This is a genomic window from uncultured Winogradskyella sp. (assembly GCF_947496485.1).
Lineage (GTDB): Bacteria > Bacteroidota > Bacteroidia > Flavobacteriales > Flavobacteriaceae > Winogradskyella.
The window spans coordinates 1,520,561-1,540,723 of sequence record NZ_CANMCZ010000001.1 but is presented as its reverse complement, the minus strand read 5'-3'; the positions used below and the strand labels follow the sequence as shown (position 1 = coordinate 1,540,723).

At 33.3% G+C, this 20,163-nt stretch carries 17 protein-coding genes; 8 read left to right on the top strand and 9 right to left on the bottom strand.

The window, feature by feature from the left end; translation table 11 throughout:
* Window positions 1-57 precede the first annotated feature (57 nt).
* Window positions 58-477 (top strand): hypothetical protein, encoded by a 420-nt coding sequence (locus Q0822_RS06580; protein WP_299121711.1) that lies wholly within the window; start codon window positions 58-60, stop codon window positions 475-477.
* A 55-nt stretch (window positions 478-532) separates the two neighbouring features.
* Here the strand turns inward: Q0822_RS06580 and Q0822_RS06575 are convergent, their stop codons facing one another.
* A complete protein-coding gene (locus Q0822_RS06575; RefSeq protein ID WP_299121710.1) occupies window positions 533-1,612 on the bottom strand; it encodes an endonuclease/exonuclease/phosphatase family protein in 1,080 nt (359 codons plus the stop codon).
* 137 nt (window positions 1,613-1,749) lie between these two features.
* On the opposite strand from Q0822_RS06575, the gene Q0822_RS06570 reads away from it, so the two are divergent.
* The 3 genes from Q0822_RS06570 to Q0822_RS06560 all read left to right on the top strand — a co-directional run bounded on the left by Q0822_RS06570 (window position 1,750) and on the right by Q0822_RS06560 (window position 6,482).
* Window positions 1,750-4,620 (top strand): carboxypeptidase-like regulatory domain-containing protein, encoded by a 2,871-nt coding sequence (locus Q0822_RS06570; protein WP_299121709.1) that lies wholly within the window; start codon window positions 1,750-1,752, stop codon window positions 4,618-4,620.
* A gap of 34 nt (window positions 4,621-4,654) precedes the next feature.
* Window positions 4,655-6,049 (top strand): DUF5689 domain-containing protein, encoded by a 1,395-nt coding sequence (locus Q0822_RS06565; protein WP_299121708.1) that lies wholly within the window; start codon window positions 4,655-4,657, stop codon window positions 6,047-6,049.
* A gap of 70 nt (window positions 6,050-6,119) precedes the next feature.
* Window positions 6,120-6,482, top strand: a complete 363-nt coding sequence (locus Q0822_RS06560; RefSeq protein ID WP_299121706.1) for a hypothetical protein — start codon at window positions 6,120-6,122, stop codon at window positions 6,480-6,482.
* A 52-nt stretch (window positions 6,483-6,534) separates the two neighbouring features.
* On the opposite strand, the gene Q0822_RS06555 is transcribed toward Q0822_RS06560, so the two are convergent.
* Window positions 6,535-7,053: a heavy metal-associated domain-containing protein gene (locus tag Q0822_RS06555; RefSeq protein ID WP_299121704.1), complete on the bottom strand. Its 519-nt coding sequence runs from the start codon at window positions 7,051-7,053 to the stop codon at window positions 6,535-6,537.
* Window positions 7,054-7,149: 96 nt separating this feature from the next.
* On the opposite strand from Q0822_RS06555, the gene Q0822_RS06550 reads away from it, so the two are divergent.
* Window positions 7,150-8,028: an EamA family transporter gene (locus Q0822_RS06550; protein WP_299121703.1), complete on the top strand. Its 879-nt coding sequence runs from the start codon at window positions 7,150-7,152 to the stop codon at window positions 8,026-8,028.
* Window positions 8,029-8,078: 50 nt separating this feature from the next.
* Here the strand turns inward: Q0822_RS06550 and Q0822_RS06545 are convergent, their stop codons facing one another.
* Complete coding sequence (locus Q0822_RS06545; RefSeq protein WP_299121701.1) at window positions 8,079-10,157, bottom strand: insulinase family protein; 2,079 nt, start codon at window positions 10,155-10,157, stop codon at window positions 8,079-8,081.
* A gap of 16 nt (window positions 10,158-10,173) precedes the next feature.
* Complete coding sequence (locus Q0822_RS06540; RefSeq protein ID WP_299121699.1) at window positions 10,174-11,493, bottom strand: pitrilysin family protein; 1,320 nt, start codon at window positions 11,491-11,493, stop codon at window positions 10,174-10,176.
* Window positions 11,494-11,792: 299 nt separating this feature from the next.
* On the opposite strand from Q0822_RS06540, the gene rplU reads away from it, so the two are divergent.
* Together rplU and rpmA are read left to right on the top strand one after the other, a co-directional pair.
* Window positions 11,793-12,482, top strand: coding sequence for a 50S ribosomal protein L21 (rplU, locus tag Q0822_RS06535; RefSeq protein ID WP_299121697.1), 690 nt, complete (start codon window positions 11,793-11,795; stop codon window positions 12,480-12,482).
* Between the two features lie 42 nt (window positions 12,483-12,524).
* A complete protein-coding gene (gene rpmA, locus Q0822_RS06530; RefSeq protein ID WP_013869859.1) occupies window positions 12,525-12,785 on the top strand; it encodes a 50S ribosomal protein L27 in 261 nt (86 codons plus the stop codon).
* A 59-nt stretch (window positions 12,786-12,844) separates the two neighbouring features.
* On the opposite strand, the gene Q0822_RS06525 is transcribed toward rpmA, so the two are convergent.
* From Q0822_RS06525 to Q0822_RS06505, 5 genes are all read right to left on the bottom strand, one after another.
* Window positions 12,845-14,617: a DNA mismatch repair protein MutS gene (locus Q0822_RS06525; RefSeq protein WP_299121695.1), complete on the bottom strand. Its 1,773-nt coding sequence runs from the start codon at window positions 14,615-14,617 to the stop codon at window positions 12,845-12,847.
* An 8-nt stretch (window positions 14,618-14,625) separates the two neighbouring features.
* A complete protein-coding gene (locus Q0822_RS06520; protein ID WP_299121693.1) occupies window positions 14,626-15,525 on the bottom strand; it encodes a M20/M25/M40 family metallo-hydrolase in 900 nt (299 codons plus the stop codon).
* Between the two features lie 78 nt (window positions 15,526-15,603).
* Window positions 15,604-16,350 carry a succinate dehydrogenase/fumarate reductase iron-sulfur subunit gene (locus Q0822_RS06515; protein WP_299121691.1) on the bottom strand — a complete coding sequence of 249 codons (747 nt, stop codon included), beginning with the start codon at window positions 16,348-16,350 and terminating at the stop codon, window positions 15,604-15,606.
* Window positions 16,351-16,359: 9 nt separating this feature from the next.
* Window positions 16,360-18,357 (bottom strand): fumarate reductase/succinate dehydrogenase flavoprotein subunit, encoded by a 1,998-nt coding sequence (locus tag Q0822_RS06510; RefSeq protein WP_299121689.1) that lies wholly within the window; start codon window positions 18,355-18,357, stop codon window positions 16,360-16,362.
* A 12-nt stretch (window positions 18,358-18,369) separates the two neighbouring features.
* Entirely contained in the window at window positions 18,370-19,041 is a 672-nt protein-coding gene (locus Q0822_RS06505; RefSeq protein WP_299121687.1) for a succinate dehydrogenase cytochrome b subunit, read from the bottom strand.
* Window positions 19,042-19,347: 306 nt separating this feature from the next.
* On the opposite strand from Q0822_RS06505, the gene Q0822_RS06500 reads away from it, so the two are divergent.
* Entirely contained in the window at window positions 19,348-20,142 is a 795-nt protein-coding gene (locus Q0822_RS06500) for a hypothetical protein (RefSeq protein ID WP_299121685.1), read from the top strand.
* Window positions 20,143-20,163: the final 21 nt, after the last annotated feature.

Sequence of the window (20,163 nt, the reverse complement as noted above, 5' to 3'; positions counted from 1 at the left end):
TTCAATTGCAAATCCCTACTTTTGTAGTTATTATCTAACTAATTAAACTATAAAAAAATGATGCAATTTTTACATTCCTATTGGGCTTATTTGGTTTTAGTAGTCTTAGTACTAGCTACATTTAATGCACTTATTAAATTTTTTAGTGATAAGGAATTTGATGCTAAAGATTTTAGAATTTCATTATTTGCATTAATTACAATGCATATCCAATTATTATTAGGCATTATACTGTATTTTACTAAAGGTTATTTTGATGAGAATGGCATGGGTGAAATAATGAAAAGTGATAGTTTAAGAAAGTTAGCTGTAGAGCATCCTGCTACAATGATAATCGCTGTAGCTTTAGTAACTATTGGCTATTCTAAACATAAAAAGAAATTAGTGTCTAAACCAAAATTTAAAATGTTAGCCATTTTTTACTCTATAGCACTAGCATTAGTTCTATATATGATTCCTTGGAATCTTTGGTTCTAAAAAATAAAAAAGGCACAAATTTAATTTGTGCCTTTTTTATTTTTAATATTGAAAATTAGCCTTTAGTCTTTTCCTCTTCTTCATTTACTTCTTTTATAAGATATACATAAACCGGAAAGTGATCACTAAAACCATCTGTAAAACCACCATCTGCAAAACTTCTAAATGGATAACCTTCATAACGTCCGCGCTTATTAGATAAATACGCTTTATTATAAATACCTGCTTTCCAAAATCTATATGATGAATAATCGTCTTCTAACAAAGGTTTGGTCATCATAATCTGGTCAAATAAACTCCACGCATCTCTGTAAGCTGTTGTTCCATATCCTTTTTCTGTAAACATCTTTTCAAAAGGGTTATATATTCCTTTTAGTGGAACATCTTCTTTATCTTTTTTTGCTTTTAAAACTTTCTTTACACTATCATTGGTTGGATCATCATTCAAATCACCCATGGTAAAAATCTTAGCATAAGGATCTTTTGATTGTATTGAATCTATAATTCGCTTATTCAATTTTGCAGCACCAACTCTTTTGGATCTACTTCTGGCTTCTCCTCCGCTTCTAGAAGGCCAATGATTTACCAAAATGTGTATTAAATCCCCGTCTAGCTCTCCGCTGACTAAAAGTTGATCTCTTGTATATACTCTTTCTCTAGATACATCATCATATATTAATAATTCGTGAGAACTTTCTTCAATAGGTCTAAATAGCTCTTTTTGATACAAAAGTGCAACATCAATACTTCTTCTATCTGGGCCATCAAAATGAACAATCCCATAATCTTTTCCTAAGAGCAAAGGGTCATTAACTAAATCTACCAGAACTTGTCTGTTTTCGACTTCACAAACTCCAATTATAGCAGGTGAGTTATTAGCATAGTCACTACCAATATTGGAAATAACTCGTGCCATGTTTTTAATTTTTTTCTTATAAACTTCACCACGATTTGCCTTCATTTCCATTATTGGACTAGCCTCATCATATTTAGTTGGATCGTTGATTGTGTCAAATAAATTTTCTAAATTGTAGAACGCTACAGTATGTATTTTAAAGCGTTTCTCTTCTTGTGCTTGGAGATTTGAAATACAAACCAATGCAAGCAGAACAAAAAGTGATTTTAATAATTTCATAATTGATATATTATATTATTGTTATATCATAAGCAAATTGCTTGCCAAAAGTATGTAATTATTATAAATAATGTACATTTGCACGCCTTAAATAACCAGAATTTAACCTGCAATAACAATCAATTTTAATATTAGGTATGAAAAAAAGTTTTTTACTCTTTCTGTTCGGAACTATCTGCTTTTCATTAACAAGTTTTGCTCAGCAAACCATTGTTAAAGGAAGCGTTTTGGATGGAACTACAGGAGAACCAATTCCTGATGTAACAATTACTATTGAAGAAACCGAACAAACTACTAAAACAGATGCTAAGGGAGAATTCAGTTTTACTGAAAACGTACCACTTGGTGAACAAGTTTTAAAGGTTGAAAAAATAGGCTATGTTACAAAACGTTATCCGATTGTCGTAAACGAAGGTCAGACTGTTGATATCAGTGGTATGACATTAGATTTTGATAGTAGTGATAAAAAAGATTTATTTGTGATTTCCATATCGGATGCAAATTTAAATAGTGAAGATGATGGCTTAACAGATAATATTTCTGGACTGTTACAAGCCTCTAGAGATGTATTTCTTAGTGCTGCAGCATTTGATTTTAGTGCTACATTTTTCAGGCCGAGAGGTTTAGACAATGCCAACGGTAAAGTACTTATCAACGGTATAGAAATGAACAAACAATTTAATGGAAGACCACAGTGGGGAAATTGGGGAGGTTTAAATGATGTACAGCGCAACCAAGAATTTTCAATGGGTATATCGGCCAACGATTATAATTTTGGTGATTTAGCTGGTACTAATAATATTGTAATGCGTGCCTCAAAATACAGAAAAGGTGGGCGCGTTTCTTATGCTTCTGCTAATAGAAGTTATGCAGGTAGAGTAATGGCTAGTTATAGTTCTGGTTTGTTAAAGGATGGTTGGTCATATTCTATATTAGGATCTCGACGCTATGGTGAAGAGGGCTTTATTGACGGAACACTTTATGATGCTAATTCATTTTTTGTTGCCGTTGAAAAACAGCTTAATGATAAACACAGTTTAAACTTTACAAGTATATATGCAAGTAATAGACGTGGTCGTTCTACCGCAATAACAGAAGAGGTTTTTAACTTAAAAGGTAGAGAATATAATCCATTTTGGGGAGATTTAAATGGCGAACAACGCAATTCGAGAACGCGAGAGATAAGTGAACCAATTTTAATGTTAAACCACTATTGGGATGTATCCTCTAAAGTAAAATTAAACACTAATGTTGCTTATCAATTTGGAAAGATAGGAAATACACGTATAGATAATGGTGGTACACGGCGTGTTACATTTAATGGAGTAGATACTTATATTGGCGGTGCCCGCAACACAGACCCTACTTACTACCAAAATTTACCAAGTTATTTTTTGAATGTTGGAGGAGCGCCAGAAGCATCAGATTATCAACTAGCTTATTTGGCTGAGCAAGAATTTATTAATAATGGCCAATTTAACTGGGAAAATATTTATAGAGCAAATGTCAACTCTACTGCAAGAGGTCACAATGCTATATATGCTTTACAAGAAGACAGAATAGATGACAAACAACTAAGCGCAAACATATTATTAGATGCAGAACTTGCAGATAATATAAAACTAAATGGAGGATTAAATTTCAGAAATTTAAAGAGTGAAAATTACGCACGAGTTAAGGATCTATTTGGAGCTAATGGTTATTTAGATGTCGATTTCTTTGCCGAAGAAATAGATCCTAGTCAAAACATCAGTAACCTAGCTCAATCAGATATTAGAAACCCTAATCGTATTGTAGGAGAAGGGGATCGTTATAAATATAACTACGAAATAGAAGCAAATGTGGCTAGTGCATTTGCTCAAGCACAATTTAAATATAACAAAGTAGATTTCTATGCCGCTGCTAATATCTCTCAGACTAATTACCAAAGAAAGGGTCTATATCAAAACGGATATTTTGAGGATAACTCATTTGGGAAAAGTGAGAAGGTAGATTTTTCTAATATAGGAGTCAAAGCTGGTGCAACATTTAAAATTACAGGAAAACATCTTGTTGATTTTAATGCAGTCTATATGACTAAGGCACCAAGTATTAGAAATACATTCGAAAACGCAAGACAAAACAACGAGCTAATCAATGATTTAAATAGTGAAGTCATTACATCAGTAGACGCTAGTTATATATTTAGATCACCAATTGTAAAAGCACGTCTTACAGGTTTTTATTCAACATTTGAAGATGGAACCGATATTGGATTTTATTATACTGAAGGAAGTTCTGGTGCATTTACTCAAGAAGTGTTGACTAATGTAGATAGAAGACACATTGGTGGAGAATTTGGTATTGAAGCGCAAGTTACACCAACAATTAAGTTAAAAGGTGCCGCTTCAGTAGGACAATATATCTTTACAAACAACCCAAATATGTATTTATCTGGTGATGATTTTGAAGAGGACTTAACTTACGGAGATGGCAAAACATATCTTGAAAATTATCATGTTGCTGGTGGTCCTGAACGTGCTTATCAAATAGGATTTGAATATAGAGACCCTGATTACTGGAATATTGGTATTACAAGTAACTTCTTCTCTAATGCATATGTAGACGTAAACAATCTAAAGCGATCAGGACGTTTTAATACTAACCTTGACCTAATTACCGAAGATAGATACAGAGAGGGTGGAAACATTTCGGGTTATGGATTCAGTGATTACGATGAAGCTATTGCAAGAGATTTATTAAGACAAGAGCAATTTGATGATTATATGCTTGTAAATATAATTGGAGGAAAATCTTGGAGAGTTGATGATTACTATCTCGGCTTCTTTGCAACCATAAACAATGTATTTAATCAACAATATAGAACAGGTGGTTTTGAACAGGCACGTAGGGTGGATTACAGAAGTCAATTAACTGAACAGACCAATGAAAATGGTCCAGTATTTGGCAATCGTTATTTCTATGGAAATGGCACAACATATTATTTAAACGTATACGTAAGATTCTAAAAAAATAAATCTTTAACTTTATAAAGACAAAAAAATGAAAACAAATAAATTAAATAAACTAACAATTTTGCTAATAGGCTTATTAGTGTTTACAGCATGTGTAGAGGACGATGATTACAATTTGCCAAACCTCTCAGTAAATGAAGTTGAATTTGGTGAGAATGATGTTATTATTGATATCGATGCAGTACTAGGTAATTTCAATCAAAATGGAGAACCTTACCCGTTCGAAGATCATGAAAATTATGATGTTTATACATCTGGTTATGTAATTTCTAGCGATGAAGGCGGAAACTTTTTTGAAGAATTAGTTATTCAGGATAAAGCAGAAAACCCTACAGCGGGTGTTGTAATTCAAGTTGATGTTAATCCATTGTTCACACTTTATGAATTTGGGAGAAAAGTATTTATCAAATTAGATGGTTTAACAATTGCCGAAGATAATGGTGTATTGCAATTGGGTACAGGAGCTGGAAATAGTATAGAAAAAATTTCAGGCACGAAAAGAGCAGAGCATATTATTTTAGATCCAGAGGTTGCTACAATAGTACCTCTAGATGTTACCATAGCCGATTTTACAAATGATTTAGAAAGTCAATTTATTAGATTAAATGATATGCAGTTTAATCGTAATGACGTTTTGGGAGAAAATCCTTTAACTTTTGCTGCTGAAGATACTGATGAATTTGATGGTGAACGCAGCGTAGAAAATTGTGCTACTGGTGCTTCTGTTATTATGAGCACAAGTACATTTTCTGATTTTAAAAGTTTACCTCTTCCAGCAAATAGAGGGTTCATTTCTGGTGTACTCACTAGAGATTTCTTTGATGATTTTTATACTATAGTTATTAATTCCCCAGAAGATATTAATTTTGATAATGATGAGCGTTGTGATCCAGATTTTTTTGAATGTAACGAAGCTTCTGGTGGAGGCTCAGCATTTTTCTCAGAGAATTTTGAAAGCTTTGCAGGATATGACGCTGAAGGTTGGACTAATGTTAACATAAGTGGAGGTGGTACAGAATGGATTACCGGCAGTTTCGGTGGCTCCGCTTACGCACAAATCTCTGGATTTAATAGTGGTGATGATGAAATTAATGTTTGGTTGGTAACCCCAGAAATAAATATGGACACAACTGACGGTGAAGAATTATCTTTTGATGTACAAGCTAATTTTGATAATGGAACTATATTAACAGTATATTTCTCTAATGATTTTACAGGTGATCCAACAGCTGCAACATGGCAACTACTAGATGCTACGATCCCGGTAGGTCCTAGCGGTGGATTTGGTTCTTTTGAATCTGTTGGTCCAATAAATATCTCTTGTATTGATGGAGATGTACACTTTGGCTTCTTCTACGAAGGTTCAGATCCAAGTGCAACAACAAGATACCATGTAGACAATATCGAAATTACTGGTAACTAAGAAATTATAAAACAATTAAAAAGCCGCATCTTTGTTTTGAAGATGTGGCTTTTTATTTTTCAATAAACCTATGCTTGATACTTTTTATATTTCTGTTTTCAACTATTACAAAAAGACTTTAGGAAAGCGAAGTTTAACAATTGCATTGTTATACATCGACTTTTTAGAATTATCTATCATATTGGCTTTTGCTGCCTTTTTTAAGGCATTTGCAAGTCAAATGAGAATACTAGTGATGTCAACAACTAAATTTTGGGTATTGTTTGCTGCAATTAGTCTGTTTGTAATATTTAAAAATTGGATGCGATATAACGGTAAGAAAAGAAACATTCTTAATGCAAAATCAAAAAGTAAACGGGCTTCAATATATTTATTGTGGTTTTTGCCTTTTGGCTGTCTATCTATAGCATTTATTTTACTACAGGTACAATAAAAAACGCCATCCTTAACAGATGACGTTTTAACTTATTATTTATGTTCTGAGCTTATTCAGCCTTTTTCTCACCATTGCAACATGCTTTTTTACAATCTGCTTTACACTCTTTCTTTTCAGCTTCAGACATGTTAGCACAACAAGCTTTATTACAATCAGCTTTGCATGGTTTTGCTTCGTTACTCTCAAAATCAATAACTTTTTTCATATCCTTTACCTTATAGATATCAGCAACTTTAGTAACTGTTTCTTCTAAAGATTCTGGAGTTACTTTGGCTTCATCATATTCTACCATGGCTAGACGTTTATCAAAATCTACTTTAGCAGATTTAACACCATCCATCTTCGCCATTTTCTTTTCAATGGTCTTAGCACAGCCCATAGCACAAGTCATACCATCAATACCAAACTCTACTTTAGCATAAGTAGCATTTGGATCTAAATTTTGGGCAACATCTTTTTTAGAAACTTCTACATCTACTGTTTTAACTTCAGGCTGTGTTTCATTCTTACAGGATGAAATAACAAGTGCTAAAATTGATACGATACAAATGTTTTTTAATGTCTTCATAAATTAAAACTATTATATTTTGGATAAATCTAATAAATATTGACGTTTCTTGCGTAATAATTAACGAATTTTGTGATTTGTTTACAGAGCTTTTGTATGAAAAACCCGAATATAAAATGGATTTATCTTTTAATACTTTCTGTCATTTGGGGAAGTTCATTTATTTTAATTAAAAAATCACTACTAGGTTTAACTCCATATCAACTCGGAGCTCTAAGAACCATAATTACAGGACTAATCCTATTTGCTGCAGGATACAATACACTCAAAGATATTCCGAAATCTAAATGGAAATGGTTGTTGATTTCTGGACTACTTGGATCTTTTATTCCAGCGTTCTTTTTTGCCATTGCAGAGACTGAAATTGATAGTGCTGTAGCCTCTATATTAAACTCATTAGTTCCTTTAAACACTATTTTATTAGGTTTTGCAGTATTTAGAATTGCATCAACAAGACGGCAAGTTTTAGGTGTCATTATTGGTTTTATTGGGACTGCTATTTTAATTTTAAAAGGGGCCGAATTAAATCCTAACCAGAATTACTTATATGCAGGTTTTGTAATTGCTTCTACACTCATGTATGCAGCCAACGTAAACATTATAAAGCGTTATTTACAAGATGTAAAACCTTTAGCAATTGCCACAGGAAATTATGTGTTTATTGTAATACCAGCAATTGTAGTACTGTTATTTACAGACTTTTTTACTTCAGAACGCTTTAATAATCCCTATTTAATAAGTTCATTAATATATATAACCATATTATCTGTTCTTGGTACCGCAATGGCTAAAGTAGTTTTCTTTAAGTTAGTTCAAATTTCCACACCTGTTTTTGCATCTTCAGTGACCTATATTATGCCTATTGTTGCATTAATTTGGGGAATTATTGATGGGGAGACTTTTGGTCTTATTCAAGGATTAGCTTCGCTATTAATATTAGCTGGTGTCTACTTATCTAATCAGCGTAAAACATAAAAAAACCGAAGTTTTCACTTCGGTTTGAGTTTTTATAATATCACTACGGCTTAGTTAAAATCTTCGGCAGTAACACCTTCATTAACTTTAACATCTGTAGTTTCTAAAGTTATTACTTGCGGTCCATTAACAATTTTCATTGTATATGGCATCATAACACCGTCAACTTCTTTATAATTAGAATAGTCAGTAACTGTAGTAATAGTTTGACCTCCAGCTTCAGTAGTAGCTTCTGTTCTTACTAAATAACCTGTTTCTACATCATAATATCTATAAGTTTCCTTTTCATCTTTTGTGAACTTGATTTTATAAACATCTGTACCATCAATGGTAGTCATGCTTTCTAACTCAATACTAGAAGCTTCCATAAATAACTCTGAAAACAAACCTTTTTCAGCTTTTCTAGAAGATATGTCTTTTTCGTCCATAGGAACTTTTCTCCCTTGTTGTTCTTGATATCCAGTTTCACCATCAAAACTTTGCTTGAACAATGTACCCATTCCTTCAGCAACCATTTCCATAGAAAATTTGTTTGGTGACATTTGCTTCATAATTGCCTTTGGTTTAAATGGTGCACCTTGGATAGTAACCTCTGCATTAGTAAGCGTTGTATTAATCTTTCTAAGATTTTCTTCGCCACCAACTGCAGTTACATAATTTTTTATCACTTTCTCTGCTGTTAATCCATCTGGTAAAGGTTTAGAAAATACTGGCTTATCTGTTGGCTTAGCGTAAGGATCAAAGTATTTAATTGGAATACCTGTTTTTTCAAGGTTTTCTAATACTTCACTTCCTTTACCTACAACTACTATACGTGCGTTTTCAGTTTTAAAATATTTGTTAGCAACACGAGTAACATCTTCCTTAGAGACTGCATTTATTTTCTCTAAATACGTTGTATAGAAATCTTTTGGTAAGTCATTCAACTTTATGTTTAAAGCATAATTTGCAATTGTTTGTGGACGCTCTAAAGCCAATACAAAATCACCTACATACTTTGCTTTAGCATTTGCTAATTTTTCTGCTTCTACAGGTTCTGTTTTGATACGTTTAATTTCTTTTAATGTCTCAACAACAGCGCTATCAGTAACTGCATTTCTTACAGCTGCTCCAGCAGTAAAACGTGAGGCATTCCATCTGCTTGTGCCAACACTAGAGCGTGCTCCGTAAGTATAACCATGTTCTTCACGTAAGTTCATATTTAAATAACTACCAAAACCACCACCTAATATTTTGTTAGCAATTAGCACTGAATGGTAATCTTCATCATTCATTTTTAAATTAACATTGTTTGTCAATGAAATGTTAGATTGAACAGCATTAGGCATATCCACAAAATTGATTTGTGTGTACTGTGCATTAGGTTGTGGGTCTGGAAGTGTAATTTCTACTCCCGCAGCTTTTTCCCATTTACCAAAATGCTTTTTTAATTGCTTCTTTACATCACTTATTTCAACATCACCAACAACCACAATATAAGCGTTGTTTGGGTTAAAATATTTTTCATAAAATGCTAACACATCAGCAAACTCAATATTATTAACCGTCTCTTCAGAGGTAAACTCTCCTCTTGGATGATTTACACCATAAGACAAAGCTCCACCTACACGTCCTGCAACAGCATCAACACTTTTCTCTTGAGATTTCAAGTTCTCTAAAAGTTTTTCTTTTTCCTTTTCAAACTCTTCTTTTGTTAATAATGGATTAATCGCAGCATCTGCCATTAATTCTATAATTCTATCTGAATATTTAGATAATGAACTAGCAAAACCACCTTGAGCTCCAAAATTTAAATTCGCTCCTAAGAAATCAATTTCATCGTTAAATTCATCTTTAGGAATATTAGTGGTTCCATTACCCAACATTGCTGCTAAAATACTAGAAACCCCTGCTTTTTTTCCCTCAGTAATCGGTTTGTTATCTATTCTTAAAGAGTAAGATACTCTAGGTAATTTGTGGTTTTCTACCACCAGCACTTGTATACCATTCTTTAACTCAAATTCACCTGGTACTTCTAAAGTAATTTTAGGAGCTGGTCCTGGTTCAGGTTGTTTAGATCTATCTATTTGTGCATTTACACCTATTGCCATTAAAAACAATACAACGAATGCTGGTATTTTAGTTTTCATATTAAAATTTTTCATCTTATTGATCATCTTTTTTAGGTAAATACTCAAGTATTAAACGCTGGTTAGAATTCAAATACTTTTTAGCAACATCTCTCATTTCTTCTCTTGTAATAGAACGATAGATATCAATTTCGTTGTTTATTAAATTTATATCGCCATATAACATATAATAACGTGCTAATGAATTTGCAATACCAGCTACACTAGAATTAGAATTTACAAACTGATTTTCAAACTGGTTTTGTAATTTCTGATAATCGCGCTCAGAGATTAATTCTTCTTGCATTTTTGCCACTTCCTCATCCATTTCTGTAATCAATGTATCTAGAGATACATCTCCTAAAGGCAATGCAAACAAAGCATAGATACCATAATCTTCTTGACTAATATTAACCGCTTGAACTGCTAGTGCTTGTTTTTGCTGATCAACTATTTTCTTATATAAAACTGAACTTTTACCTCCACTTAAATAGCTGGAAATCATGTTTAAAACGTAAGAATCTCTATCTTTAAAAGAAGGTGTTCTGTAAGCGGCAATTACAGCGGGTATTTGAATATTAGCATCATAAGCCTTATCTCTAGAAGATTCTGTAATTGGTTCCTCTCTTGGAAGATCTCTTGTTACATCTTCACCTCGAGGTATTGGTCCAAAATAATCCTCAATCATTTTCTTAGCAGACGCCTTGTCAATATCACCAGCAACAACTAAAACTGCATTGTTTGGCACATAGAATTTTTTATTAAATGCCTGAAACTCTTCTAAAGTAGCTGCATCCAAATGTTCCATCTCACCAATAGTTGTGCCTTTATAAGGATGTACTTTAAACATACGCTTTTTAATCTCAGCTAAAATATTACCATAAGGCTGATTATCTACACGTAGTCTTTTCTCTTCTTTTACAACTTCGTTTTGTGTATCTACACCTATTTGATTGATGATTGGGTGTAGTAAACGCTCAGACTCCATCCATAAACCAGTCTCTAAGCTATTTGAAGGAAATACCTCGTAATAGTATGTTCTGTCATCTGTAGTATTAGCATTGTTGCTTCCTCCATTTGCAGTTACAATATTAAACCACTCACCGCGTTCAATATTTTCTGTACCTTCAAATAATAAATGCTCAAAGAAGTGAGCAAACCCAGTACGTTCTGGATCTTCATCCTTGGCACCTACATGATACATTACTGAAACTGTAACTACAGGAGCCGTATTATCTTGATGTAAAATAACATGCATACCATTGTCTAAATCGTACTCCTCAAATTCTACTTTCTGCGCATTGGAGTGAAATCCAACAAGTAATGAAAGTACAAGAGTAAATAAACTTTTTTTCATTATTTAGTGTGTTTAAAATTTAAATTGTTTTTGTGTTAGTCTGTACTAAATGCCTTTTGTTACATAAAGCCTTACAAAAATAAGGAATGATTCCTCTTATTAACATAATAAAATGTGAAAACTCAATTAATTATAACTGGTTGGATCGTAAAAATTTTAAGCTCTGCAAGAAAGTATCTGTAAATCATGTTGAAAACGCTCGAAACGTTTGTGAATTACGAATTTAGGAGTATATTTGCATCCGCTTTCTGAGAAGAAAGTGATTTATTTAATAAACAAATTAATAAAAACGTTACGCTATGTACGCAATTGTAGAGATAGCAGGGCATCAATTTAAAGTTGAAAAAGACCAAAAAGTTTTTGTTAACCGTTTATCTACAGAAGAAGGTAAGAAAGTTTCTTTCGACAACGTTCTTTTAATAGGAGATGGTAACAAAACTACTTTAGGCGCCCCAGCTATAGACGGAGCACAAGTAAGTGCAAAAGTCTTAAAGCACCTTAAAGGTGACAAAGTAATAGTTTTCAAAAAGAAAAGACGTAAAGGTTACCGTGTTAAAAATGGACACAGACAATCTTTAACTGAAATCGTAATTGAAAGTATTGTTGCTTCTGGAGCTAAGCCAGCTAAAAAAGCTGAAAAAGCTGCCCCTAAAAAAGAAACTAAGAAAGTAGAAGCCAAAGCTGCTGCTCCAAAAGCTGAAAAAGCTGCCCCTAAGAAGGCTGCACCAAAAAAAGCAACAGGTAAAGCAGATGATTTAAAGAAAATTGAAGGTATTGGACCGAAAATTGCATCTACCTTAGTAGAAGCAGGTGTCGCTACGTTTGCTGAATTAGCTAAGACTAAGCCAGCTAAAATTTCTGAAATCATAGCAGGTGTTCGTGGAAACCACGTAACAGATACTTGGCCAGCACAAGCTAAATTAGCTGCTGATGGTAAGTGGGACGAGCTTAAAAAATGGCAAGACGAATTAGATGGTGGTAAAGCTTAATTGCTTAACTACTTAAGTATAACAATATAAAACCTTAAGATCATGGCTCATAAAAAAGGAGTTGGTAGTTCGAAGAATGGTAGAGAATCAGAATCGAAACGTCTTGGCGTTAAGATTTTTGGTGGACAAGCTGCTATTGCTGGTAACATTATCATAAGACAACGTGGTAACACACATCACCCAGGTGAAAACGTATACCAAGGAAAAGACCATACTTTACATGCTAAAGTTGATGGTTTAGTAAAATTCACTAAGAAAAAAGACAATAAGTCTTACGTTTCTATAGAGCCTTTTGAGGCTTAGGAGATTATTTTCTTAAATGATTTAAAAACCCTTTCTATTTTTAGAGAGGGTTTTTTAGTCTATACTATTTCCATCTTCTTCAACAGAAAACTAGCATTCATATTTTGGCAAACGCCTTGTTTGAGTTTGTAATCAAAAAAGAGTTCATCGTTTATAATTTCTGCATCAAAGTAGTAGTTCTTTACTGCTTCTAATTCTTTTTCAATTTCTGTAAGACTTAAATCGTGAGTGGCAATAATTCCTGTGGCATTAAGTTTTACTAATTTCTCAACAAACTTTCTTGAGCCGATGGCTTTGTCTGTACTATTCGTTCCTTTTAGAATTTCATCAAGTATCACAAAGTAATTAGTATCTTTTTCAATGGTATCTACTACAAATTTTAGTCGTGTTAATTCACTAAAGAAATACGAACTGTCATCAGTTAACGAATCTGTAGTTCGCATGCTGGTAATTAACTTAATGGGCTTGTATTTACTTTGTTTTGCACAAATTGGCAGTCCAACATTAGCCATAACTATATGAAGTGCAACGGTTCTTAAAAAGGTACTCTTACCTGCCATGTTTGCTCCTGTTACGATGAAGAATTGCTCTTCTTCTAATCGTAAATCACTATCCACGCGTTTTTCAGGATTTAATAAAGGATGACCTAAATCTTCAGCAGAAATGGTAATAGGTTTTTCAGTTAAAATAGGATAAGTAAAACTTTGATGATTAAAGGCGTAATTACCTAAGCTGTTAAGGGCGTCAAAGAAGGTGACGACTTCAAACCAATCATCAACTTTATCTGCATATTTTGTAACCCATTGCTCTATCCTATAACTATTTCTTATGTCTATTAAAAAATAACCATTACCAACAATTGCAGAAATGAGATTATTCCTATTGTCTAAAGCATCCAATGCCTTTGAAAATTTTAAAAAAATTGCAGAAGCTTTTAAATCTTCTGACTGAATCAATTTTTGTTTAGACTTTAATAATTCGGAATTAAATTCAGTAGTTTCTATTGCATTTAGCAACAATGCATATTGTCTAAAAGTGTCTTTTGCTCGCTCTGTGTGTTGCGCCAGTATATTGATTTTCTTTAAATAGCGACCTGTAATTCCTAATCCTAATAGTAACCAATAACCAGCAATTGAAATCGTAATAACTTCAGCAATTCCTGATACTATAAGCACTATAGATATTATACCAAAAGCAATGGTTAACGCATATTGCGTTTTTCCTAAAAAAGGTTTGTAGTCTTTTAACCATGTAATAATTGAAGCTGCAGAATGTTCTATTTCAACTCCTTGAGCAATTGCTGAATAGTTTTGTCTCCATTCCGGTAAAGCTGCTAACTCTTGTATAGCTTGTTGCCGTTCTTCAATATTTAAAATATTATTTGAAAGTAAATTTTCAGAGAGTTTCTGAGCACCTTCTTTAATAGCTGTTCTATTTATAAATTGAAAGAATGAACCTTTCCCAAATAAATCGATATCGAGACTGAAGAAATGTTTTGGATTTTGAAATTCTGAACCATCAGATCTATTATGAAAATCCCCTTTTGCTATTTTTAATTCGTCTTCATTAATTGTAATCAATCGTTTGTGTAAATTTCTTTTTGACTTTAGATCTGTATATCTTGAAAGTAAAAAAAGAAAAATAGCCACACCAACCACTGCAATACCCATTGCTATTTGCCAATTCTGAAAGGTGAAATAAATACCTATTCCTGTAAGTACAAAAACAGAAAGTCTAAGAAGACTATATAAACTCAGTTGTTTAAATATACGCTTTGACTCCGATTTATTTAATTCTAGCTGTGCTTTATAAAATGTACTTGGGTCTTGCATATCTTTAATTAAAGTCCTGAGGTATCGATAGCTACGAAAACGGATAAAATAATTTCGACAGCGTTTTTATAGAACTCTGGTGTAATATCCTTAAAATCATCTGTTGGCTTGTGGTAGGCGGCATGATCCTCATTACCAAAATACAGAAATGGGATTTTAGCAGAATAAAATGGTTCATGGTCCGAAGCCATAGTCCAATCGTCTTTATTATCGGTGCCATCATGCCCTTGTAAAAGTTTAGTGGTGGTGGTATTTTTGAATCTATCTAGAATCGATGTGAGCCATTCTGTGTAACGTGCTCCAACAACATATAACTCATCCTTTGCACTACGACTTATCATGTCCATATTTAGATTGACCAAAATTTTATTGGTATCAATAGTATCGACAAAGTGTTTTGCTCCCCTCAACCCAAGTTCCTCAGCATCAAAAGCAGCTAATATTACCGAATGTTTAGGTGGGCTGGTTTTAAAATATTCTGCAAAAGCTAAAAGTGCGGCAACACCAGATGCATCATCATCGGCACCATTATAAATTTTGCCTCCAGAAACTCCAAGGTGGTCATAATGTGCGCTGATAACAATGTATTTATCTGGTGATTCTGTTCCTTTAATCTCAGCTAAAATATTTGTTGCGTTGTATGTTTTGTTTCTATTTTCGAATGAAAAAGGTTGTTCATATTCACCATTAAAACCAGTAACATTAAGCTCCTTAAATTGCTCAATGATATAAGCTCTAGCAGAATCATTTCCTTTTTCTCCAGTTCTACGACCTTCAAACTTATCTGAACTCAAGATTTCTAAATGCTCTAAAAGTTTGTCCTCATTAAATTTTTGTTTTTTATTCTGTGCGAAACTGAATGTTATAAAAAATACGAGGTATACGAAGAAAGTTATTCTGTTTTTCATCTTAGGGGTTTAATTCAAAATAAAGAAAAAAATCCTAAGTAAATACTTAGGATTTGAATAAATGTATGTTATAATATTTTATCCTTTAAAACTTGCTGCTAAATACTCACGATTCATGCGTGCAATATTTTCTAAAGAAATACCTTTAGGACATTCCACTTCACAAGCACCTGTGTTTGTACAGTTACCAAAGCCTTCTTCGTCCATTTGCTTCACCATGTTTAATACACGATCTGTCGCTTCAACTTGGCCTTGAGGCAATAAGGCAAATTGAGATACTTTTGCAGATACAAATAACATTGCTGATGAGTTTTTACAACTTGCTACACAAGCACCACAACCTATACAGGTTGCTGCATCAAATGCCTTATCTGCATTTTCTTTCTCAATAGGAATAGCATTGGCATCTTGAGTATTACCAGATGTATTTACAGAAATAAACCCTCCTGCATGTTGAATACGGTCAAAGGCACTTCTATCTACAATTAAATCTTTAATAACCGGAAACGCAGTTGCTCTCCAAGGCTCTATAAAAATAGTATCACCATCATTAAAGCTTCTCATATGCAACTGACATACTGTTATCATAGAATCTGGTCCATGTGCTCTACCATTAACATACATGGAACACATACCACAGATACCTTCGCGACAATCATGATCAAAAGCAATTGGCTCTTCTCCTTTATCGATAAGCTCTTGATTTAAAACATCAAGCATTTCTAGGAATGACATATCTGGAGAGACATCGCTCATAGGATAATCGACTATCTTTCCTTTGTCACTAGCGTTCTTTTGACGCCATATTTTTAACGTTAAATTCATAGCTTTTTTTTATTTGTAACTTCTCTCTTTCACTTCAATATTTTCGTACACTAAATCTTCTTTATGAAGAACAGCATCTTTTGGCTCTCCTTTGTATTCCCAAGCGGATACAAACTGAAATTCTTTACGACGCATTGCCTCACCTTCTGGTGTTTGATACTCTTCTCTAAAATGACCACCTGCAGATTCTTCTCTTACCAAAGCATCTTTAGCGAATAATTCGCCCAATTCTAAGAAATCGGCAACACGACCAGCTTTTGCTAGTTCTTCATTATATTCATCTGCTTTGCCGGGAATTTTAACATCTTTCCAAAACTCTGCTCTTAATTCAGCAATTTCAGTAATCGCTTCTTTTAGATCCTTTTCATTTCTTGCCATTCCACATTTGTTCCACATAATCTTTCCTAATTTCTTATGGAAATAATCAACAGAATGCGTGCCCTCATTATTAACTAATTTATCGATAATGTCAGTTGCACTTTTCTCAGCTTCGTCGAATTCTTTTGAATCTGTTGAAATTGGTCCTGTTCTAATATCATCTGCTAAATAATCACCTATGGTATAAGGCAAAACAAAATAACCATCTGCCAAACCTTGCATTAATGCAGAAGCGCCTAATCGATTAGCCCCATGATCTGAGAAATTAGCCTCACCAATACAGTATAAACCTGGAACAGTTGTCATTAAATTATAATCTACCCAAATACCTCCCATAGTGTAATGAACCGCTGGATATATCATCATTGGTGTCTCGTAAGGATTCTGGTCTACAATTTTCTCATACATCTGAAATAAGTTTCCATACTTATTTTTAACGATTTCTTGACCTAATTTTTTAACTAAAGACTCATCATTTTCATCTAGTCCTTTTACATGTGCTTGTTCTTTTCCATAACGCATAAAAGCAGATGCAAAATCTAAATAAACAGCTTCACCTGTTTTATTAACTCCATAGCCTTCATCACAACGTTCTTTGGCTGCTCTTGAAGCAACATCTCTTGGTACTAAATTCCCAAAAGCAGGATAACGACGCTCTAAATAATAATCTCTATCTTCTTCAGCTAAGTCCGTTGGTTTTAAACTTCCTTCACGAATAGCTTCTACGTCTTTTTTGTGTTTTGGCACCCAAATACGACCATCGTTTCTCAACGACTCAGACATCAATGTTAGTTTTGATTGATGATCTCCAGAAACGGGGATACATGTTGGGTGAATTTGTGTATAACAAGGATTTGCGAAATATGCACCTCGTTTATGAGCTTTCCATGCTGCTGTGACGTTACTTCCCATCGCATAAGTAGAAAGATAGAATGCGTTTCCGTAACCTCCGGTTCCTAATACAACAGCATGTGCAGAATGTCTTTCTATTTCTCCTGTCACTAAATTACGTGCAATAATTCCTCTGGCCTTACCATCTACAATCACAACATCTAGCATTTCGTGTCGTGTAAACATTTTTATTTTACCACGACCTATTTGGCGATTCATTGCAGAATACGCACCTAATAGAAGTTGTTGCCCTGTTTGCCCTTTAGCATAAAAAGTACGAGATACAAGTACACCACCAAAAGATCGGTTATCTAATAACCCTCCATAATCTCTGGCAAAAGGTACTCCTTGAGCCACACATTGATCAATTATATTAGTAGATACCTCTGCCAAACGATGCACGTTAGCTTCGCGCGAACGGTAATCACCACCTTTTACAGTATCATAAAATAAACGGTATGTAGAATCACCATCACCTTGGTAATTTTTTGCTGCATTAATTCCACCTTGTGCAGCAATTGAGTGTGCACGTCTTGGTGAATCCTGAAAGCAAAATGCTTTTACATTATAGCCTAATTCCGCTAGTGTTGCAGCTGCTGAGCCTCCTGCTAATCCTGTTCCTACAACAATAACATCAATAAGACGTTTGTTGGCAGGGTTAACAAGGTTAATTTCATTTTTATGATTTGTCCACTTATCTGCAAGTGGTCCTTTTGGTATTTTAGAATCTAAAGCCATACAAGCTGTTTTTTAGTGGTTAAAATGATGATATAATGCAATGAAGATAAATCCAAGTGGAATTAAAATCGAATACGCTTTTCCTAATCCCTTAATGCCTTTGGTATACTTATTATTAGCTCCCACAGATTGGAATGCAGAATCAAATCCATGCAATAAATGTAACGCTAAGAATACAAAACCAATGCAGTACAAAGCTACTCTCCAAATAGGAACAAATTTATGCACCAATTCTTCATAATATCTAAACTCACCATTGTGCATTCCACTCATATCACCAACAATATATTTTGTGTTTATTTCTGGAATCCAAAAATCAATAAAGTGAATGATTAAGAATACAAGGATGAACCCTCCACTCCAAATCATGTTTCGACTCATCCAAGTAGAATTTCCAGAAGGGCTATTCTTTGCATAACTTACCTTTCTTGCCTTATTATTCTTAATTTCTAAAATAAATCCCATAGCGAAATGGAAAATCACACCAAAAATTAAAACAGGCTGTAATGCAAATTGTACCAATGGATTAGTTCCCATAAAGTGAGAGACTTCGTTAAAAGTATCTGGACTAAATACAGAAAGAATATTGATAGCAAAATGTTGTAGTATGAAAAACATTAGGAAGAGTGCCGAAAGTGCCATGGCAAACTTTCTTCCAATCGACGAATTTAGAATTCCGCTCATTGTTGAATTAAACTTATAGTTAGTCTTACAAAGATACAGCGCAATTGGCGTTTTGCCAACTACGCTATCTTATAATTAATTATTTAGAATCATTTTAAGTAGATGGAGAAATGACTGACTACTTTGTTTTAAAATATGAATCTTTATAGTCAATAATAAAAATGAAGCTTCTTTATAACTAAAGGTTTTATCTATAAATAAGGCGTTACATCTGATTAAAAGACAAAAATAAATAACTTTCTATATATTACAAACTTTAAACCCTAACGGAATAGCCTTTGGTTATTCAGCTTAACCGCATTCAAGATGAGTAATTATCGAAGAAGATTAATGAACTCTACTTTTGCAAAACCTATTAAGAAAACACAAGCCTTAATAGAATTTTGTTCAACAATTAATAGTTCAAATAGAATCAAGACAGGTCATAACACTATTTATTGTATATCTCCATACAAAACAGGTACTACATTTTTAGCTGCTGCGTACCCAAATGAAGTCTCTCAGCATGAACCAATGCAATACTTATCATTAAAAAAATTTGAAAATAACTTTAGCGATTTTTTTCTTAAGCGCTTAAATGCTCTAAATTTAAAATTAGAGTGTTCTGGCTTCTTTAGTGCTTATATAGACGAATTAGCAAATCATAAAGTTGCTAAAAATCTCGATTATATAATCGTTGTTAGAAAACCTTCAAAATGGATTAATTCTGTAGTAAACTACTGGTCCAAACTCGATTATCTGAATAACGATTATATTAATGAGCGTTTTTGGAAAAAGAAAGTAGGTGTTGATTTGCTTAATTTTAAATTTAAATCAGAATCCGAACAGGAAGACATTGTAAACAAGTTAGCAGCTTTCTATTTTGACTTCACAGAAAAAAGCCGTCAACTAAAAAATATAACTTATGTCAAAATTCATGAAATTGAGGACTACGTTAAGGTATTAGACTCAAAAATTGACGAAAAAGCAAAAATCAGACACGATAAGAAAAGAGTTAATAACCTAAAGTATTATGATTACAAAAACGAAAAGTTAGATCTTCAATATGACTCTTTAATCGAATCTTTAAATTCTGAAAACAATAAAAATCAAATCAATTAAAGAAGTATAGCGTATAGATCT

Excerpts from the sequence above, each read along its gene's own strand:
- Q0822_RS06580 (WP_299121711.1), top strand. The coding sequence starts at position 58 with ATGATGCAATTTTTACATTCCTATTGGGCTTATTTGGTTTTAGTAGTC.
- Q0822_RS06575 (WP_299121710.1), bottom strand. The coding sequence starts at position 1,612 with ATGAAATTATTAAAATCACTTTTTGTTCTGCTTGCATTGGTTTGTATT.
- Q0822_RS06570 (WP_299121709.1), top strand. The coding sequence starts at position 1,750 with ATGAAAAAAAGTTTTTTACTCTTTCTGTTCGGAACTATCTGCTTTTCA.
- Q0822_RS06565 (WP_299121708.1), top strand. The coding sequence starts at position 4,655 with ATGAAAACAAATAAATTAAATAAACTAACAATTTTGCTAATAGGCTTA.
- Q0822_RS06560 (WP_299121706.1), top strand. The coding sequence starts at position 6,120 with ATGCTTGATACTTTTTATATTTCTGTTTTCAACTATTACAAAAAGACT.
- Q0822_RS06555 (WP_299121704.1), bottom strand. The coding sequence starts at position 7,053 with ATGAAGACATTAAAAAACATTTGTATCGTATCAATTTTAGCACTTGTT.
- Q0822_RS06550 (WP_299121703.1), top strand. The coding sequence starts at position 7,150 with ATGAAAAACCCGAATATAAAATGGATTTATCTTTTAATACTTTCTGTC.
- Q0822_RS06545 (WP_299121701.1), bottom strand. The coding sequence starts at position 10,157 with ATGAAAACTAAAATACCAGCATTCGTTGTATTGTTTTTAATGGCAATA.
- Q0822_RS06540 (WP_299121699.1), bottom strand. The coding sequence starts at position 11,493 with ATGAAAAAAAGTTTATTTACTCTTGTACTTTCATTACTTGTTGGATTT.
- rplU (WP_299121697.1), top strand. The coding sequence starts at position 11,793 with ATGTACGCAATTGTAGAGATAGCAGGGCATCAATTTAAAGTTGAAAAA.
- rpmA (WP_013869859.1), top strand. The coding sequence starts at position 12,525 with ATGGCTCATAAAAAAGGAGTTGGTAGTTCGAAGAATGGTAGAGAATCA.
- Q0822_RS06525 (WP_299121695.1), bottom strand. The coding sequence starts at position 14,617 with ATGCAAGACCCAAGTACATTTTATAAAGCACAGCTAGAATTAAATAAA.
- Q0822_RS06520 (WP_299121693.1), bottom strand. The coding sequence starts at position 15,525 with ATGAAAAACAGAATAACTTTCTTCGTATACCTCGTATTTTTTATAACA.
- Q0822_RS06515 (WP_299121691.1), bottom strand. The coding sequence starts at position 16,350 with ATGAATTTAACGTTAAAAATATGGCGTCAAAAGAACGCTAGTGACAAA.
- Q0822_RS06510 (WP_299121689.1), bottom strand. The coding sequence starts at position 18,357 with ATGGCTTTAGATTCTAAAATACCAAAAGGACCACTTGCAGATAAGTGG.
- Q0822_RS06505 (WP_299121687.1), bottom strand. The coding sequence starts at position 19,041 with ATGAGCGGAATTCTAAATTCGTCGATTGGAAGAAAGTTTGCCATGGCA.
- Q0822_RS06500 (WP_299121685.1), top strand. The coding sequence starts at position 19,348 with ATGAGTAATTATCGAAGAAGATTAATGAACTCTACTTTTGCAAAACCT.